The organism is Niallia sp. Marseille-Q9988, from assembly GCF_976954375.1.
In genome coordinates this window covers 202,626-220,663 of sequence record NZ_CDRJSZ010000006.1, presented here as the reverse complement: position 1 = coordinate 220,663, position 18,038 = coordinate 202,626, and the positions used below count along the sequence as shown (strand labels likewise).

Genomic DNA, 18,038 nt, shown 5'->3' with positions numbered 1-18,038 from the left:
ACGGCCATTTAAATAGGACGAGAAATAGTTCACTTGAAAATTATTGAAACACAAGTTTTTCATAATTAAAAACTTGATTCTCCACTATGAGAATCAAGCTTTTACCAATTAATCTCACTAATATCAAGCAGTTATCTGTCTGCGCTATACTTAGATCTATAATACAAACTGTGAATAATATTTGCTGTTTCTTCCACTGCTTTATTTGTAACATCAATAACTGGACAGCCAAGTCGATTCACAATGTCCTCAAAATAAGTTAGCTCTTCTTTTATTCTTTCAATTTGCGCATAACTCGCTTTGTCACTTAATCCAAGAGAAATAAGGCGCTCTTTTCTAATATTGTTTAATTTTGTCGGACTTATTTTTAAACCAAAACATTTACTCGCCGGTACTTCAAATAACTCTTTTGGCGGGTCTACCTCTGGCACAATCGGTACATTTGCTACTTTGACTCTTTTATGGGCTAAAAATTGGGAAAGTGGTGTTTTAGAAGTCCTCGAAACACCAATTAATATGATATCAGCCTTCTCTAAACCTCTCGGATCCCTGCCATCATCATATTTCACAGCAAATTCTATTGCCTCCACTTTTTTAAAATAGTCTTCATCTAATTTCCGAACAAGTCCTGGTTCATAAAGTGGAGTCTTTCCCCATAACACTTGAAACTGATCAATAATTGGTCCAATTATATCGCATGCATATACTCCTTCTTGCCGAGCTAGCTCACTCATATAATTACGGATTTCTGGTTTAACAAGTGTATAGGCAATCATTCCATGCTCTTCTTTTGCTTGCATTACTACTTCATGAATGTTTGATTTATCCTCTACAAAAGGAAATCTTTTTATAAGCACATTAACATTGTGGCCGGAAAATTGGCTGATTGCTGCTTTTGTTACAAGTTCAGCTGTTTCACCAACCGAATCAGATACAACATATATAATTTGTCTTTCAGTCATTTTGTTCCTCCACAATTCCATCACGATTATTAGACAAGTCTACAAACGCTCTAGTAATATTAGTTTTCGAAACTCTTCCTATTACAAGAAGACCATTCTCCGTTTTTTCTACAACTGGGAGTGCATCAATTTCTCGATTCATTAATTTACAGCCAACATCTACTAATATTTCCTCTTCAAAACAATACGTGACATTCGGCATCCTTGTCATAATAATCGCAACTGGCAACGAATTTAACTCTTGTTTACCAATACTTGCTCGCAATAGATCTTTACGAGAAACAACTCCTGTTAATGTGGAGTTCTCATCAACGACAAAAATGGTTCCAACATCTTCTGTAAACATAATTACGATTGCATCATATACAGAGGAATTTTCATGAACCACAACTGGATGTGAATAATAATCCTTCACTAATATATTGCGTATATTATCGATTACTTGTCTTTCCGAGTTTTTTCCCGTATAGAAGTATCCTACTCGAGGTCTGGCATCTAAAAAGCCCGCCATTGTCAATATCGCTAAATCAGGTCGAAGGGTTGCCCTTGTCAAGTTTAATTTATCTGCAATATGCTCACCTGTAATTGGGCCACTCTCTTTTACTATTTCAATTATTCTTTCTTGCCGTTTGTTCAGTTCGATCTCCTATTCACCACCTTCATTTAGGTAACGATATCTACTAACTATTATATACGAAATAGGCGGAATCAAAAGAAAAAGAATCCAAAGTTATCTATTTTATCTATAATATTTAAAACATTTGCTCGTTCTTTTCCTTATCACGCCATTAAATTCTTACAAAACGAAACTAGGTAGGGGTGGCCCTGCCTAGCTCTTTTTAAAACAATTTAATTCTTACTTTACAATTATTTCGTTTACACTTGCAAATCCTTTAATATAGGAAGCTATTTCCACCATCAGATTTAATCGATTTTCTTTCACTTTTTCTTCATCAGCCATAACCATAGTATGATCAAAGTATGCTGAAATAGCATCTTTTAAGGAGAATAATAAATTAAAATATTCTTCTTCATTTACCTCTGAATTTATTTTTTCCATTACATCTTGAAAACGATTATAAAGTTCATGTTCATATTCGTTTTCAAATAAACTTGGATCAACCGGGGAAATTGTTGTTACCTTATTAGAAATATTGATGATTCTGCTTAGGGCTTCAATTCCTTCTTTAAAATCGGCAGCTCCCTTGCGAAGCTCAAGAACGCTTGCTTTTCTTAACACACTTGCTGCTCCACCAATTTTTTCTGCTAATATGGCATCAATCATATCATAACGAATGCCTTTTTCTTGTAAAATATGCTTCACACGCAATTTAAAGAATGAAAGAACGGAATCAACTAGTTCTTCACCAGCTACTTTTAAAGAATGTGACATTGCATTTATGGTGAGATCGACTAAGCTCTCAATGGATATACTCCAGTTTTTATCAATGAGCGTCTGCACAATTCCTGTTGCCTGTCTTCTTAAAGCGTAAGGGTCTTGTGATCCTGTCGGAACCATGCCAATACTAAAGAATGAGACAATCGTATCTAGTTTTTCAGCAAGTGCCAGGACTGCCCCTACATTACTCTTAGCTGTTTCATCCTCCGCATGGCGCGGCATATAATGTTCGTTTATAGCAGCAGCTACTACTTTTTTCTCTCCCTTTTGCAAAGCATACCGTTCTCCCATTAATCCTTGCAGTTCTGGGAATTCATAAACCATATTGGTAACAAGGTCAAACTTTGCAATTTGTGCTGCTCTATCAACATCCTGTTGTTCTTCTTTTGTTAAATTTAGCTTTTCAGATAAGGAAGCGGCAATTGCTCGCACTCGAGCAACTTTTTCTGCTAAAGTGCCGATTTCCTCGTGATAAACAATCGTTTCCAACTTTTTAAGAAGATCATCAATTACTAGTTTTTGATCTTCTTTATAGAAGAATGCTGCATCAGCAAGTCTTGCTCTAAGAACTTTCTCATTTCCTTTTGCAACTTTTTCTAAATGTTGATGATCACCGTTACGAACAGTGACAAAGTATGGCAACAGCTTTCCTTCCTTTGATTTCACTGGGAAATAGCGTTGGTGTTCCTTCATACTAGTGATTAATACCTCTGTAGGCAATTCTAAAAACGACTCTTCAAAAGTACCAAATAATGTAGTTGGATATTCAACTAAATTGGTTACTTCATCTAATAAATCTGCATCGATTGGAATCACCCAATTATTTTCTTCCTCTAATTTTTTAATTTGAGAAACAATAGCCTCTTTACGTTCGTCAGCATTAACCATTACATACTGAGCTAACATTTTTTTCTCATAATCAGATGGATTGTTGAAAACAATTTCTCCACCAAGGAAGCGATGACCGAGAGATTTATTGGAAGTTTCTACATTGGCGATAGAAAAAGGTATTACTTCCTCGCCGAATAATGCGATTAGCCATTTTATTGGGCGTATGTAACGTAAGTCATTATTTGCCCAACGCATATTTTTTGGAAAAGTTAAGCTTAAAATCAATTCTTTTAATTCAGGCAATAACATACTCGTTTGTTGTCCTTTTATGAACTTTTTAACGTGAGCGTACTCTACACCATTTATTTCTTTAAAATATATATCTTCTACTGTTAAACCTTGTCCTCTAGTAAAACCAGCAGCTGCCTTAGACCATTCTCCGTTATCACTTTGCGCAATTCGTTTGGCAGGACCTTTTGCTTCTTCTTCCCTATCTTGCTGTGATTCATCTAAACCAGCAACAACTAGTGCCAATCTACGAGGAGAAGAAAATGCATAAACAGAAGTATAGCCTAATTGCTTTTCACTAAGCCATGACTCCATTTTTCCCTTCAATGCCTCTATGCTAGCAGGGATGAAGCGAGCGGGCATTTCTTCTAAACCAATTTCCAATAACAAGTCTCTTTTATTCATGACTTTCTCCCTCCTTGCTTTTTAAAATTGGGAATCCTAATTTTTCTCTTTCTTCGTAGAATGTTTTGGCAATCTTACGTGCTAAATTTCTACATCTTCCAATATATCCCGTTCTTTCCGTAACAGAAATAGCCCCTTTAGCATCCAATAGATTGAAAACATGAGAGCATTTTAATACATAATCATAAGCAGGATGTACTAGACCCTCGTCCATTTGTCTATGTGCTTCTTTTTCATAAATGGAAAATAAATTAAATAGCATTTCTGTATCAGATGTTTCAAATGTGTATTTACTATGTTCAAATTCTGGTTGATAAAAAATATCTTTGATTGTAAACCCATCTGTCCACTCTAAATCAAAAACATTCTCTTTATCCTGAATGTATGATGCCAATCGTTCAATCCCGTATGTTATCTCAACAGATACTGGCTTACATTCAATACCGCCAACTTGTTGAAAATAAGTAAATTGTGTGATTTCCATGCCATCAAGCCATACTTCCCATCCGAGACCAGCACAGCCTAGAGAAGGATTCTCCCAGTTATCCTCTACAAAACGGATATCATGCTCAAGTGGATTAATGCCTAGTGCCTTTAAAGAATCTAAGTATAGTTCTTGAATATTATCTGGCGATGGCTTCATGATAACTTGAAATTGATGATGCTGATATAGGCGATTGGGATTTTCACCATATCTTCCATCAGCAGGTCTTCTCGATGGCTCTACATAAGCCACATTCCAAGGCTCAGGACCTATCGCTCTTAAAAAAGTGTAAGGACTCATTGTTCCTGCACCTTTTTCCACATCATATGCCTGCATCAAAATACAACCATAATCTGACCAATGTTTCTGCAATGTTAAAATCATGTTTTGAATATTCATTGCTTAAATACACCTCCGAAATTGATAAATCATTATTTAGCATAGAAACTTTAGCCGAGACCTTTTAAATTTAGAAACACAAAAAAACTCTCGTCTCTATGCCAAATTTTTGACATAGGGACGAGAGTTAACCCGCGGTTCCACCCTATTTGCTGTATACATACAGCCACTTTCATACGCAGTTGCTCCAAGAACGCCTTCCTTAATACTCATGCACTTGGCTTTCACTATCCCAAGCTCGCTTTTCATGAGGAGAAATAAGTACTACTTTCTTTTCAACGCAACACTCTTATTTACATGAATAATAGCGAAATTTTTTTTGATTGTCAACCTTGCAACCAATTGGAATCAAAATTTAGTTCTTATGTAAAAGCATCTCCCAATTTTTTCATGGATTGGATAAATTTTTTAGATTTCAAATATAACCCTGAATATTCTTCATAATAAGCATCAATAATCATACTAAGTTCTTTCTTTGTCGTATCTTTTACTGAAATACTTCCTAGTCGTGATATATCCATAAAATAAAAAATCCGGAGAAGCTTCACAGTAGCCTGAGAAATTTTATAATGATATGGATCTTTTTCCAAGCATTGATGACAGACCAATCCTCCTTCTCGTATGGAAAAAGAAAAATGGCCTTCTGTTGCTCCACAAAAAACACAACGATCTAATGTTGGATATAATCCCAAACCGTTTAACATTTTTAATTCATAAATGTTCACTAGAATTTCCGGGTCAAATTCTTCATTCATATAATTCAAAGTTTGAAATAATAATTCGAAATGAAAAGGATTTGGCTTTTTTTCATCTGTACATTTGTCAGTAAGCTCTACTATGTAGCTTGCATATGCGGTAAGAAAAATATCCTCTTTTAATCCACGCATGCTAGAAATAATATCGCCCTGCTGCAAAAGACCTAATCCACTACTACGCTGAACGAGAAAATAGCCATAGACAAAAGGTTGGGTTACAGCAGAAAGTCTGCTGTTTGGCTTTTTTGCACCTCTTGCCATAACCCCAACCTTTCCCCATTCTCTTGTAAAGAGAGTAACAATTTTATTTGATTCACCGTAGTCAATTGATCTAATAACAATTCCTTCACACTTTTCCAGCATCACCATTCACCATCCCTTACTATAAGGACAGCGCTATGAGATGGGATAATCAAGTTCTGCTAGTTCCTCTTCTTGCATTCCTGGTATTTCATGATTAGTCTTTTCTAATTCTTTAAAGAGTAGATAAGTATCAATGTTACCTGTTTTGGAAAAAACTTTCCAGGTAAAGTCTAACATGTAAAACCCCACCTTTCGATTTTAACTAGCTGTTTATAACTTTAATCTTATCATAGCCTGTCTTTATAAAATCATGAGACGAAAATATTGTTAATTGATCGCATGTATAATTTTTTAATACCTATGAATTCAAACCATGACGGTTTTTGCAGGTCGAGTAAAATATATCTATTCGCTAAAAAAACAACTAATTAATATTCGTCTTCTCTAAAGCCGAAGTCACGGAGCTGTGTCATTTTATTACGCCAATCTTTTTGCACCTTTACCCATAACTCTAAGTAAACCTTATTTCCGAGAAGATTTTCGATATCTGTTCTCGCTCTTTTTCCAATCTCTTTCAGCATGCTTCCTTGTTTACCAATAATAATCCCTTTTTGAGAATCACGCTCAACGATGATTGTTGCCATTACATTAATAACATCGTTTGGTTTTCTCTCCATTTTCTCAATGACGACTGCAAGGGAGTGAGGAATTTCCTCTCTTGTTAAATGAAGTGCTTTTTCTCTTATTAATTCTGAAACAATAAAGCGTTCTGGATGATCGGTTACTTGATCAGCCGGATAAAACTGTGGTCCTTCTGGCAAATATTTTTTTATTTGCGTTAATAATGTTTCCACATTATTTCCCTCTAAAGCAGAGATAGGAATAATCTCTTTAAATGGATATTTTTCTTTATATGATTCAATAATCGAAAATAATTGATCTGGATGAATTGTATCAATTTTATTAATCACTAAAAATATCGGCGTCTTAACTGTCTGGAATTTTTCAAGAATAAATTCTTCGCCTTTTCCAAATCCTTCTTCCGCATTAACCATGAAGAGGATTAGATCCACTTCTTTCAACGTATTTTGGGCTACCTTCATCATAAAATCACCAAGTCGATGCTTTGGCTTATGAATTCCAGGTGTATCAATAAATATGAGCTGGGAATCATCTGTTGTTAATACACCTTGAACTTTATTTCTCGTCGTTTGTGGCTTGTCGCTCATTATGGCAATCTTTTGGCCAATTACGCGATTTAAAAACGTAGATTTTCCTACATTTGGTCTTCCGATAATGGATATAAATCCTGATTTATGCTCTGATTGGTTATTAATGTTCATGTAAATCCTCCGGTGAAAATGCTCCTGGCAATAATTCTGCCACAGTTAATGTTTGTATGTCGCCTTTTAAATTTGTCAATACTACTTCCATGTCTTTAGGACACAGCTCAGAAATTACTTGTCTGCAAGCCCCACAAGGAGAAACAGGTCCCTCTGTATCAGCAATAACGACAAGCTTCTTAAAGCTAGTATCACCTTCTGATACCGCTTTAAACAAGGCTGTTCTTTCCGCACAGTTTGTCATACTATAGGCTGCATTTTCAATATTACAACCATGATAAACGGTTCCATTTTCGGAAAGAAGCGCCGCACCTACCTTGAATTTCGAGTAGGGAACGTATGCTTTCTCACGAGCAAGCTTAGCTTCTTCTATTAGAAGTTCTTTTTTCATGTAAACCCCTCTTTTCCTTTGCAGTTTTTTATTTCCATTTTGCAGTTAACATTTGGGTGTATAAATAGACGCTTAAATGGCGGCGAGTTGTCAATTGTCTCGACTCACTTACCATTTTTTTAGTAAAGCTTTATCTTAAAATAATATCTTACATTTAGTTATCCCTTTGTAAGAAGGAATATATTAGCCTTCAAATTATTTTAAAGAAAAGTATCAACGTTTACAAACTTTCGTATCAATTGACCCTATTTACTATGTACTGTCTTAAAATTATATACTAATTTGTATTTACAATAAAGGGGCAGAAGTAAGGAGTTTGTCGCTTATTGTTTGTTTTGGCTAGATGGCCAAGTATTAGAATTTTACTGCCTGTATTTGTCTATAGCAATATCTTTATTAAAAGCCTAAAACAAAAAGGCTATCAAAAAAACTAGACCAAAAGCCAAATGCATTCTTTAGCTATTTTTCGTCTAGTTTTACTAGATAACCACTCTGTTTTTATTTTTTTAGCCGCCCGTAATAGCTTCCACTATTTTTGGAATAAAAATGATTCCACCGACTATAACAGAAAGAATCGCTGCTACAAATACAGCACCTGCAGCTATATCCTTAGCCTCTTTTGCCAATGGATGGTATTTATCGGTAACAAGATCTACCACGCGTTCAATGGCTGTATTTATTAGTTCTAAACTTATTACTAAGCCAATACAAAAAGCAATAAACAGCCACTCTTGTTTTGAGAGATCATTTATAATCCCTAATACAATGACAAAAATCGAAATAACCAAATGAATCTTTACATTTCTTTCTTGTTTAATAGCGGTTAATATTCCTGATATAGCTAAGCGAAAGGAGGATAATTGACTGTTTTTGCGAATTCTTTTATCTTTGTAATCCGAATTCATCTAAAATATCCTTTTGAAGAGTAAACATTACTTCTTCTTCTTCCTTTGTCATATGGTCATATCCCAATAAATGCAAAAATCCATGAACAGATAAAAATCCAAGTTCTCGCATATAAGAATGACCATATTCTTTTGCCTGCTCCTCCGCTTTATCAATGGAAATGACAATATCTCCTAACATTCTAGGAAGTCCTTCGCCAACTAATGGTGTCTCCCCTTCTCCTAATTCCTCAAGTGCAAAAGAAATAACATCTGTTGGTTGGTCTTTTTCTCTATATTCCTTATTTATTTCTTGAATTTGATCATTATGGACAAAAGTGATTGACAACTCAATCTCTCCCTGCAGATTTTGTTTTTTCGCTGCAAATTGAAGAAGTTCATGAATTTTGGTTATTTCACTTTCCTTTATTTTTTCCGTTTCATCAATAAAATCAATCTCTAAATTCATATTCTACTTCCTTTACTTTTTCATTTCAGGATATTCGATTCGTGAATGAAAAATCCCTTTTAGTGTTTCGCTCAATGTATTTCGAACAATATCTAATTCCTTCAATGTTAAATCACATTCGTCTAATTGTCCATCTTGCAAACGGTCAGAGATAATGTTTTTAATTAAAGAATCAATTTGGTCTGTTGTAGGAGCATTCATGCTTCTAACTGCGGCTTCCACACTATCTGCAATCCCAATAATGGCTACTTCTCTTGTCTGTGCCTTTGGGCCAGGGTAACGGTAATCACTTTCATTTACCTCTCCACCCTTTTCTTTTGCTTTAAAATAAAAATATTTTAATAACGAAGTTCCATGATGCTGTTCCGCAATATCGACTATTTCCTTCGGAAGCTTGTATTTTCTTAACAATTCAGCGCCATCTGTGGCATGGGCAATAATAATATTTTTACTTGCCTGTGGTGGAATACGATCATGGGGATTTCCCATATTCATTTGATTTTCAATAAAGAAGTGTGGTCTTTTTGTTTTACCTATATCATGATAATAACAGCCCACCCTTGCTAGTAAACCATTAGCTCCAATTGCTTCACAGGCAGATTCCGCTAAATTGGCAACCATAACACTGTGATGATAGGTGCCAGGCGCTTCTGTTAAAATTTTACGTAAAAGCGGATGATTTGGATTTGATAGCTCAATTAACTTGATTGTAGAAAGAACACCGAATCCTGTTTCAAGGAAAGGAAGAAATCCAATTGTTAAAACAGCGGAACTTATCCCTGAAATTATTGCCAGCAATATAAAAACACCATATTCCTTTGCACCATAATGACCATTTTGCAAATACAATATCGCTAATATGGTAACAATATTGATGAAAGAAATAAAGAATCCTGCATAAAGAATATTGGTACGTTGATTTCTTTTGTTTAGAAAGAGTATTCCTGCTAAACCACTTGCGATAATGTAAATACCCATGCCTACATTAAAAGTTCCAGCGACCCCTTCATTAAACATAATCATTCCACATATCGCAAGGATAATCGTTACCAAAATGGCTGATTTTTCTTCCATTAATATTTTTATTAGCATAACCGCCATCGCCGCCGGAAAAATATACCCGATTTCCGTATATTCAAACTGCTGAAATACACTTATTGTTTTCATCAGTACGATGGTTACACTTAATATGATAAAGAACATTAAATAGAATAGAATATTTTTCTCCGTTTCCTTTGTTGTTCTTTTAAATATATAAAAATATAACAACGAAAGTATTGCTAAAATAATGATACATAGACCGATAAATGGTTGAATCGAATTATCACTATCTAACAAACCAACAAGTTCAAGCTGTCTTTGAATTTCTCTGCTGATCAATTGTCCCTCTTCCACCAAAACCTGCCCTTGAAGGACCCTTATCGACTCTACATTATCCACTGCTTGTTGACGCATTTCCTCTGTTGCTGTCGGATCATAGAACTCATTTTGAATGATTGCAAACCTACCTAGATCAATACTTGCGCTCTTCAAATCAGATGTCAAACCATCATTGACTTTTAAAATATCCTCTACTCTTTTTTTAGCATTTTCTACTTCATCTGACGGAATCTTTCCGTTCATCACTGTATGTATTGCTGTAACTGTAATATCTTTTGCTATTTCTAATTGATCTTCTGAATAAGGAATAAGGGATTTTAAAGATCGATCCATAATTTCGTTCGTTACTTCATTTGTTAGCTTTCCTTTTAGCAACTCGAGCTTTTCATCAACAGTTGGTTCTTTTATTGACTCCTTATCTTTATCGTCTTCTTCCGCTTTTTTTCGTTTTTCTTCTAATTCTTTCTCTACTTCATTATTTACTTCTGTAACAGAATCAAATATGGAAGATATTAAATCGACACGATTTTGTGCAATTTCCTTATTTACAACATATACATCCTGTACCTGGTTTTTCGCTTCTTCTTTCTTTTTCTCCGTACTTTCCTTATCTTCTACCGTTATTGGTGAACGAATCGTTTGATCTGCTACAGAAAAAAGCTGCACATTTAATTTTTCTGGCTTTACGTTTCCATAGAGGGTAAAGAATAAAATGACACCAATAAGAACAAAAAGAGTTATTTTAAAAAAAGTGATATTCATTAGTTTGATTAAATTATTACTTATTCTCTGCCAAATGTTCATATTTACCTCCTATCGTTAAAAAATAGGTTGATTTGCTTTCATATTCTCATCTTGAACCTATTTCTTCATCCTTAACCTATCTAGTTGTAACTTCTTACTATGCAGTTGGTTTGAGGCTTAACCTGCACTTTCTATATAGATAAGTAAAGCCGCTATCGCATTAGAAAAAAACTTATGATATGTAAAATGATAACAGTTTTTTCGATTGTTTTCACCCTTTTTCGAAATAATTCATGTTTCTTAAAACTTAAACAAATAAAAAAAGAACAATCCCCTAAGTAATGAGATTGCCCCTTTGAATGTTAATTTTCCTGCTTTCCATATGCATTGATAATTTTTCCAACTAGCGGATGTCTTACAACATCGCTCTCTTCTAATTGTACTAAACCTATTCCGTTCACTTTTTGCAAAATTTGTTCTGCAACCACTAAACCTGATTTGACACCTTTTGGCAAATCTATTTGTGTTTTATCACCAGTAATCACCATCTTGGAACCAAATCCAAGTCTTGTTAGAAACATTTTCATTTGTGCATTGGTTGTATTCTGGGCTTCATCCAATATAACAAATGCATCATCCAATGTTCTACCACGCATATATGCGAGTGGGGCTACTTCAATCGTGTTTCGTTCAATTAAACGTGTTGTATGCTCCATACCAAGGACATCGTGCAGTGCATCATATAACGGACGTAAATACGGATCCACTTTTTCTTTAAGATCTCCCGGCAAGAACCCTAAGCTTTCGCCAGCCTCAACAGCAGGTCTGGTTAATATGATTCTATTCACTTTACCGCTCTTTAAAGCATTTACTGCCATTACAACGGCTAAATACGTCTTCCCAGTACCTGCAGGACCAATACCAAACACTAAATCATTTCGTCTAATAGATCGGATATACTCACTTTGACCAATCGTTTTTACTCTAATGGATTTTCCTTTAACCGTTTTGGCTATTTCTTCATCGTATAATGACCCGAAGTATTCGAGTGTCCCTTTCTTTGCCAAAGAAATCGCATATATCACGTCTCGTTGACTAATTGACACACCCTTTCGGATGACTTGTAAAAGTTTCTCAACAATTTCTCCAACAAGCTCTATCGAATCAGGACTTTCAGAAGAAACAAGCAGCGTTTCTCCTCTTGTTACGATGTTACAATCTAATTCTTTTTCAAGTACTTGCAGATTGCTATCTCCATTACCAAGTAAAGCAATAGCTTCGTTTGGATCTTTCAATTTAACATTCATCGTTTTTAAATCTTCTGTCATTCTGTATCTCCTTGAGTTAGAGGTTGTGCTTTCGCAATGTTTTCTATTGTTGTAAAAGCTATATTTAGTTTTACTTTACCATTCTTTATATCGCGTTGTAAAATTTTTTCTTCCTTAATTTTCCCATCTTCACCAATTCGTTTCAATATATCCTTCCTCGCATCTTCCTTTCCTTTCTTTACAGCTTCTTTCTCACTATATCCTCTTTTTACGATTTCCTTTTCTCGATACGTTTTATCGACAACCTTAATTGGTAACTCCCATTTAAAAAACTTAACGTTCGTTTCATTCTCCTCTTTTTCATACTCCTTATACTCCATTTTCCCAAAACCCCATATTGGGATATTCCACTTACCAAGCTTTATATAAAATTTTTGCTTTTCTTCTCCATTAAATACTTGGAACGTTGTTTCTAAAGGAACTGTTACTTCTGTCGTATACCATACTTCGCCCCATACTTTCCCTTTAGCAGAAACATTTTTGGTATGATCTTCCTTTCCTATTGTGCCAGCAACTAATAATTGTCCTTTTCTTACCACTTCATTAAGTGTATATTGTTTCGTACCAGATTCCACAAAATCTGTTACGATTGTCGCTTTTTTCGTTGCCACTAAGTTTTGTGGTCCCACTTCTTCTTTTTTCTCGGGTTCATTTTTTTCCACAACTTGAAAATGATAAGTTGTCCCTTTTAGCTCCACACCAATCCATGTAATTGCATCAATATTATTCGTTAATTCCGCTTGGATTTCATCTAATTCTTTTGCAAAAAATTGAGACTTCCCAATTTTAATATCCATCTTATCAAGCTGCTTACGTATCTGATATTCTGTTGCTGGATTCGCTCCTTTAATTTCGATTCCCCAAACCATATTTGATAAGGCAATAACTAATCCAAGAAAGAGGAAAATCCCAATAACAAACCCACTGTTCTTCCACAATCTTTTATATAGAAATGGAGCTCCAGCTCTGCGCTGAAACTCTATTTTTATTCCGCTGCCTCTCACTAAATGACGAAGTCGGTGAACTTTTTTCAAACTAATTTGAAAAGTTACAGCATGCGGTCCATGTTTCTTTACGTTCCAGACAGAAATATCATTTTTTAATAGCCTATTTAAAAAGCGTTCCAATCCTTTGCCTGTAGCTTTCACTGTAATTATCCCTGATATATATTCTAGCCAATGATTTTTCATATTTTCCTCCCAAATCATTCATTTATGTATAAAACTTGATCAATTTTTCCTTCTAATAATATTTCTTCTGGTAATATTGTTTTAATAACAAATCCTTTTCCTTTAATAAGGAGTTGACCTTGTTTTAGAAGCAGACGCAATTCTTTATCTGAAAAGGTTATTAATCCACGGTGGTTCTCTACATAAATATGTATTTGTCCAATCATTGTGATTCTAGGTAAGTCCATCATGACATCTTGAGGAAGTTCTAAATTTTTAATCATCCAGTTCCGCAAGTTGTGTCCCCACTTTTTAGCCATAAAAAAAGAACCCCCCTTTCCTCTCTTTTATGAGATTCTCTAGGTAGACGGTACACTTTCTTACACTTACTATCATCATATTCAGGGAGATTTACATTATGCTAAGAAAAACAGAGATACCTCTACGCTTTTTTAGAGGATATTTTCATCTCATCTATTTATTAAACTAAAAAAGAGTTATTACCACGCAGAAAAAAGACTGCATGGTAATAACTCTTCATTTTTTTAGACCCTATTCTTTCCTTTACGGTGCATGGATGCTCTATGCGGGTTTCTTGCTCTAGGAGCACTTAGAACTTCAGAAAACACTACCGCTTGAATAACATTATCCTTCGTAAACAGCCCTTCAGCATCAGCACTGTCTTCCTTTTTTGGGAGAGGTGATTGAACCCCTCTACTCCTTTGCTTTTCCATCATCTTAATCTTCTTCTGTAAGCTTGCATTTTCTCGATGTAGCCTTTCTAACTCAGAAAGGGGATTCTCTTTCTCCACTGCTTTCTCCACTGCTTTTTTCGCCTTTTCAGGGACCCTCAGAACGGTTGATTCTCTGTTCCTTTCCGTCTTTACAGGCTTAGGTATCTGTGGTCTTTTTGGCTTAGGAGCCTGTTTTTTACTATTATCAAATAAAGAAGAGAAGAGAAAAGCTGCAATCGCTATGATTATTCCGATAAATTCCAAATTTTCTCCCTCCCTTTTTTAAAGTTACTCATTATCATCTTTATTTTTTTGATCATCTGACAATTTGCCAATGGAGCCTCTCATTTCCGTATCAGCAGTAATATTTTGTAAATTCATATAATCCATTACGCCGATATTTCCTGAACGCAATGCATCAGACATAGCCATTGGTACTTCTGCTTCTGCCTCCACAACCTTCGCACGCATTTCTTGTACTTTTGCTTTCATCTCTTGTTCTTGGGCAACAGCCATCGCTCTGCGCTCTTCCGCTTTTGCTTGCGCGATTTTCTTATCTGCTTCTGCTTGCTCTGTTTGTAATTCAGCTCCGATGTTTTTGCCGATATCCACATCCGCAATATCAATCGACAGAATTTCAAAGGCAGTCCCGGCATCTAGGCCTTTTGATAAAACAGTTTGAGAAATCATATCTGGATTTTCCAGAACTTTTTTATGATTACTTGAAGAACCGATCGTAGAAACAATACCTTCGCCAACTCTGGCTACAATTGTTTCTTCACCAGCTCCCCCTACTAGTCTTTCAATATTAGCACGAACTGTAATTCTTGCTTTTGCTTTTACCTCAATACCATCCATCGCTACACCAGCAATAAATGGTGTTTCAATTACTTTTGGATTAACACTCATTTGAACAGCTTCTAATACATCACGTCCTGCCAAATCAATAGCAGCACATCGTTCAAATGATAGTTCAATGTTCGCTCGATGTGCAGCGATTAATGCATTTACAACTCTATCTACATTCCCGCCAGCAAGATAGTGGCTTTCTAATTGATTAATCGTTACATTTAAGCCAGCTTTATGTGCTTTAATCAACGGATTAACAACTCGACTAGGAATAACCCTTCTTAAACGCATCCCTATTAACGTGAAAATGCTAATTCTCACTCCTGCTGCTAAAGCAGAAATCCATAGCATTACAGGCACAAATGTTAATAGCACCCCTAACAAAATAATTGCTAATACTACTACAATAATCCAAAAAATTTCAAATCCGCCTACTAACATTACTCATCCTCCTTAAGTATATCTATCGGTAGTATTTCTCTAACTACAATTCTTGAACCTTCTGCTTTTACAATTTTTACTTTCTTCTCTTTATCAATAAAACTTCCCTCACTTACTACATCGATTCTTTCATCGTCAACAAGGACCACTCCAGCAGGACGTAATGCAGTTAGGGTCGTACCTATTTTTCCAATCAATTCCTTGCGATTTTGATTGGAAACATACCCACTTTCCGTGTTGGTTGAGTCGGTTAATATAATTTTTCTAAAGAATTTCATTTTTCTACCAAACACCTTTACTAATAAGATAGACGCAATAATGGAAACTCCTATTGCGATTAAAAGACTTATCCCGATTACTGCAATATCTCCACTCGCAAGAAACATACTTGCAATTACAGCAATAATCCCTATCGCTCCTGCTATTCCTCCAACAACAAAGAATTCCAGTATTATCAAGAGTATACCTATAACAAAGAGAATAAGACTTTCATATCCAGCAAGGCCTGCAACTAGATGCCCATAGAAAAATAATAACAATGCAGAAAGCCCCGCAATTCCGGGTAAGCCAAAACCAGGTGAATATAACTCAATTATTAACCCTAGACTCCCAATTGACAATAAAATAGGAATAATAATTGGATTTGTTACAAATCTTGCAATTTTATCTGCAAAGCTTTCATCTACTCTTTCTACCTTCGCATTCTGTAAACCAAGTTCTTCAAGTAGTTTATCTAAATTATCGACTGTACCATCCGAATAGTTTACCTCTTCTGCTTCTGTTGAAGTTAAGGTTAAAAAGGTCCCTTCTTCTTTCATTCCAGGAATGGCTATAGATTTATCAGCCATCGCCATTGCATAAATTGGATCTCTTCCTTTCTTCTCTGCTGCTCCCTTCATTGCGGATATCCAGTAAGATTGCGCTTTTTCATCTGCTGCATTTCCTTGTCCGTCAATAACGCCAGACGATCCTATCCTGCTTCCCTCCACCATATAGATTTTATCGGTATTTAATGCAATATAGGAACCTGCTGAAATAGCATCTTGATTAATATAGGTTATGGTTTTAACATCCGTTTCAGAAATTCTTTTTCCTATTTCAATAGCAGCCGAAACATCTCCGCCAGGTGTATTCATATCAAAAATAATCGCACTAGCTTGATTTTCTTCAGCTTCCGTTATGGCTCGATTTATAAACTCACTTAAACCTTTTTCAACAGTGTTTTTAATCGGCACAACATACACGACTTCTTCGTTATTCGCACTGATTACACTAGGTATTATTGATAGTAAAAAGATAAAAAGAAGAGAAAGCAATAATCGTTTCTTATGTCTTCTCAGAATTCTCCCTCCTTCCCCAAACGTTTTAGTATTTAAAACACTATGGCTATGTATACGTTTCATTTTAAAAAAAGTTTCATTTTAATTTATATTTTTTTAAAGACTATCTTCATTATATGTTTTTTAGTTTAAGATAAAACAGTAATCTTCTAAAATTACTTCAACATTAAAAGAAAGCACTTCGTTCAAATAAATAAAAGGGGGTTTTTTCTTTGTCCTCCACTGAGTTAGATGAACTACTTTGCCTTAAGGGCTTTTGACACACCCATCTTCCGAGAATGTTCATCAGATTACAATTGATTCTTATTCTACTGAGAGCAGGGAAAGTAGATGTAAAAAGGCTGCAGACATAGTCTGCAGCCTTTAAAACATAAACTTATTTATGAAAGGTGTTGTTGTACAAGTTTATTTACTAGTGAACCGTCTGCTTTTCCTTTTACCTTAGGCATTAAAGCAGCCATCACTTTTCCCATTTCTTTCTTTGAAGAAGCACCTGTTTCATCAATTGCTTGTTTCACAATTTCAGATAGTTCCTCTTCTGAAAGTTGTTCAGGCATATATATTTCAACATGTTTTAACTCCGCACGTATTTTGTCAACAAGATCTTCACGACCTGCTTTCTCAAACTCATGGAGGGAGTCTTTGCGTTGTTTTACTTCGCGAGAAAGGACAGATAACTCGTCTTCTTCAGAAAGATCTCTACCAAGCTTAATGCTTTCATTCTGAATGGCAGCCTTAATCATTCGAATCACAACTAGTTTATCTTTTTCTTTGTTTTTCATCGCTTGCTTCATATCATTGTTTAAACGTTCGAGAAGACTCAATTTTGCTACACCCTCTCTTAGAACTTACGTTTTCTTGCTGCTTCTGATTTTTTCTTACGTTTCACACTTGGTTTCTCGTAGAATTCGCGCTTTCTAGCTTCCTGCAAAGTACCAGTTTTTGATACTGAACGTTTGAAGCGACGAAGAGCATCTTCAAGCGATTCGTTTTTACGAACGACGGTTTTAGACATTCTCTTTCCCTCCCTCCGAACACAACACACTAACATCAACATGGTTTCCATGTACCTTGACATTATAATATATCAAAGTGACAAGGTCAACCGTATTTGACCTAGTTAGACAAATTGTTTTAAAA

At 35.3% G+C, this 18,038-nt stretch carries 19 protein-coding genes and 1 other annotated feature; all 19 genes read right to left on the bottom strand.

Annotation, left to right across the window (positions count from 1 at the left end):
* Positions 1–131: 131 nt before the first annotated feature.
* The 19 genes from ACWNMZ_RS12945 to rpsU all read right to left on the bottom strand — a co-directional run bounded on the left by ACWNMZ_RS12945 (position 132) and on the right by rpsU (position 17,913).
* Complete coding sequence (locus ACWNMZ_RS12945) at positions 132–962, bottom strand: pyruvate, water dikinase regulatory protein (RefSeq protein WP_235248010.1); 831 nt, start codon at positions 960–962, stop codon at positions 132–134.
* Complete coding sequence (locus ACWNMZ_RS12940; RefSeq protein WP_035416268.1) at positions 955–1,605, bottom strand: helix-turn-helix transcriptional regulator; 651 nt, start codon at positions 1,603–1,605, stop codon at positions 955–957. The genes ACWNMZ_RS12945 and ACWNMZ_RS12940 overlap by 8 nt, the downstream gene beginning before the upstream one ends.
* Before the next feature lie 213 nt (positions 1,606–1,818).
* A complete protein-coding gene (glyS, locus tag ACWNMZ_RS12935; RefSeq protein ID WP_235248003.1) occupies positions 1,819–3,885 on the bottom strand; it encodes a glycine--tRNA ligase subunit beta in 2,067 nt (688 codons plus the stop codon).
* A complete protein-coding gene (gene glyQ, locus ACWNMZ_RS12930) occupies positions 3,878–4,768 on the bottom strand; it encodes a glycine--tRNA ligase subunit alpha (RefSeq protein WP_031536611.1) in 891 nt (296 codons plus the stop codon). Before glyQ ends, glyS begins: the two co-directional genes overlap by 8 nt.
* 113 nt (positions 4,769–4,881) lie before the next feature.
* Positions 4,882–5,056: a binding site (T-box leader), on the bottom strand.
* 74 nt (positions 5,057–5,130) lie between these two features.
* A complete protein-coding gene (gene recO, locus ACWNMZ_RS12925) occupies positions 5,131–5,886 on the bottom strand; it encodes a DNA repair protein RecO (protein ID WP_235248001.1) in 756 nt (251 codons plus the stop codon).
* A 33-nt stretch (positions 5,887–5,919) separates the two neighbouring features.
* The gene (locus ACWNMZ_RS12920; protein WP_065429142.1) at positions 5,920–6,063 is read right to left on the bottom strand and encodes a YqzL family protein; all 144 of its coding nucleotides are present in this window, start codon (positions 6,061–6,063) and stop codon (positions 5,920–5,922) included.
* A 191-nt stretch (positions 6,064–6,254) separates the two neighbouring features.
* Entirely contained in the window at positions 6,255–7,169 is a 915-nt protein-coding gene (gene era, locus ACWNMZ_RS12915; protein ID WP_031536609.1) for a GTPase Era, read from the bottom strand.
* Positions 7,159–7,560, bottom strand: coding sequence for a cytidine deaminase (gene cdd / locus ACWNMZ_RS12910; RefSeq protein ID WP_031536608.1), 402 nt, complete (start codon positions 7,558–7,560; stop codon positions 7,159–7,161). The genes era and cdd overlap by 11 nt, the downstream gene beginning before the upstream one ends.
* A 506-nt stretch (positions 7,561–8,066) precedes the next feature.
* Positions 8,067–8,465, bottom strand: a complete 399-nt coding sequence (locus tag ACWNMZ_RS12905) for a diacylglycerol kinase family protein (protein ID WP_031536607.1) — start codon at positions 8,463–8,465, stop codon at positions 8,067–8,069.
* Entirely contained in the window at positions 8,443–8,913 is a 471-nt protein-coding gene (gene ybeY, locus ACWNMZ_RS12900) for an rRNA maturation RNase YbeY (RefSeq protein WP_031536606.1), read from the bottom strand. Before ybeY ends, ACWNMZ_RS12905 begins: the two co-directional genes overlap by 23 nt.
* 12 nt (positions 8,914–8,925) lie before the next feature.
* Positions 8,926–11,097 (bottom strand): HD family phosphohydrolase, encoded by a 2,172-nt coding sequence (locus ACWNMZ_RS12895; protein WP_235247998.1) that lies wholly within the window; start codon positions 11,095–11,097, stop codon positions 8,926–8,928.
* A 302-nt stretch (positions 11,098–11,399) separates the two neighbouring features.
* Positions 11,400–12,365: a PhoH family protein gene (locus ACWNMZ_RS12890; protein WP_031536604.1), complete on the bottom strand. Its 966-nt coding sequence runs from the start codon at positions 12,363–12,365 to the stop codon at positions 11,400–11,402.
* The gene (yqfD, locus tag ACWNMZ_RS12885; RefSeq protein ID WP_284561208.1) at positions 12,362–13,555 is read right to left on the bottom strand and encodes a sporulation protein YqfD; all 1,194 of its coding nucleotides are present in this window, start codon (positions 13,553–13,555) and stop codon (positions 12,362–12,364) included. Before yqfD ends, ACWNMZ_RS12890 begins: the two co-directional genes overlap by 4 nt.
* 14 nt (positions 13,556–13,569) lie before the next feature.
* Positions 13,570–13,854 (bottom strand): sporulation protein YqfC, encoded by a 285-nt coding sequence (yqfC, locus tag ACWNMZ_RS12880; RefSeq protein ID WP_016202973.1) that lies wholly within the window; start codon positions 13,852–13,854, stop codon positions 13,570–13,572.
* Between the two features lie 225 nt (positions 13,855–14,079).
* Positions 14,080–14,532: a hypothetical protein gene (locus ACWNMZ_RS12875; RefSeq protein WP_031536602.1), complete on the bottom strand. Its 453-nt coding sequence runs from the start codon at positions 14,530–14,532 to the stop codon at positions 14,080–14,082.
* A gap of 24 nt (positions 14,533–14,556) precedes the next feature.
* Positions 14,557–15,558 carry a flotillin-like protein FloA gene (gene floA, locus ACWNMZ_RS12870; protein ID WP_031536601.1) on the bottom strand — a complete coding sequence of 334 codons (1,002 nt, stop codon included), beginning with the start codon at positions 15,556–15,558 and terminating at the stop codon, positions 14,557–14,559.
* Entirely contained in the window at positions 15,558–16,898 is a 1,341-nt protein-coding gene (locus ACWNMZ_RS12865; protein ID WP_446715447.1) for an NfeD family protein, read from the bottom strand. The genes floA and ACWNMZ_RS12865 overlap by 1 nt, the downstream gene beginning before the upstream one ends.
* A gap of 380 nt (positions 16,899–17,278) precedes the next feature.
* Positions 17,279–17,722, bottom strand: coding sequence for a GatB/YqeY domain-containing protein (locus ACWNMZ_RS12860; protein WP_235247986.1), 444 nt, complete (start codon positions 17,720–17,722; stop codon positions 17,279–17,281).
* Between the two features lie 17 nt (positions 17,723–17,739).
* The gene (gene rpsU / locus ACWNMZ_RS12855) at positions 17,740–17,913 is read right to left on the bottom strand and encodes a 30S ribosomal protein S21 (protein WP_003152957.1); all 174 of its coding nucleotides are present in this window, start codon (positions 17,911–17,913) and stop codon (positions 17,740–17,742) included.
* Positions 17,914–18,038: the final 125 nt, after the last annotated feature.

Excerpts from the sequence above, each read along its gene's own strand:
- ACWNMZ_RS12945 (WP_235248010.1), bottom strand. The coding sequence starts at position 962 with ATGACTGAAAGACAAATTATATATGTTGTATCTGATTCGGTTGGTGAA.
- glyS (WP_235248003.1), bottom strand. The coding sequence starts at position 3,885 with ATGAATAAAAGAGACTTGTTATTGGAAATTGGTTTAGAAGAAATGCCC.
- glyQ (WP_031536611.1), bottom strand. The coding sequence starts at position 4,768 with ATGAATATTCAAAACATGATTTTAACATTGCAGAAACATTGGTCAGAT.
- recO (WP_235248001.1), bottom strand. The coding sequence starts at position 5,886 with ATGCTGGAAAAGTGTGAAGGAATTGTTATTAGATCAATTGACTACGGT.
- ACWNMZ_RS12920 (WP_065429142.1), bottom strand. The coding sequence starts at position 6,063 with ATGTTAGACTTTACCTGGAAAGTTTTTTCCAAAACAGGTAACATTGAT.
- era (WP_031536609.1), bottom strand. The coding sequence starts at position 7,169 with ATGAACATTAATAACCAATCAGAGCATAAATCAGGATTTATATCCATT.
- cdd (WP_031536608.1), bottom strand. The coding sequence starts at position 7,560 with ATGAAAAAAGAACTTCTAATAGAAGAAGCTAAGCTTGCTCGTGAGAAA.
- ACWNMZ_RS12905 (WP_031536607.1), bottom strand. The coding sequence starts at position 8,465 with ATGAATTCGGATTACAAAGATAAAAGAATTCGCAAAAACAGTCAATTA.
- ybeY (WP_031536606.1), bottom strand. The coding sequence starts at position 8,913 with ATGAATTTAGAGATTGATTTTATTGATGAAACGGAAAAAATAAAGGAA.
- ACWNMZ_RS12895 (WP_235247998.1), bottom strand. The coding sequence starts at position 11,097 with ATGAACATTTGGCAGAGAATAAGTAATAATTTAATCAAACTAATGAAT.
- ACWNMZ_RS12890 (WP_031536604.1), bottom strand. The coding sequence starts at position 12,365 with ATGACAGAAGATTTAAAAACGATGAATGTTAAATTGAAAGATCCAAAC.
- yqfD (WP_284561208.1), bottom strand. The coding sequence starts at position 13,555 with ATGAAAAATCATTGGCTAGAATATATATCAGGGATAATTACAGTGAAA.
- yqfC (WP_016202973.1), bottom strand. The coding sequence starts at position 13,854 with ATGGCTAAAAAGTGGGGACACAACTTGCGGAACTGGATGATTAAAAAT.
- floA (WP_031536601.1), bottom strand. The coding sequence starts at position 15,558 with ATGTTAGTAGGCGGATTTGAAATTTTTTGGATTATTGTAGTAGTATTA.
- rpsU (WP_003152957.1), bottom strand. The coding sequence starts at position 17,913 with ATGTCTAAAACCGTCGTTCGTAAAAACGAATCGCTTGAAGATGCTCTT.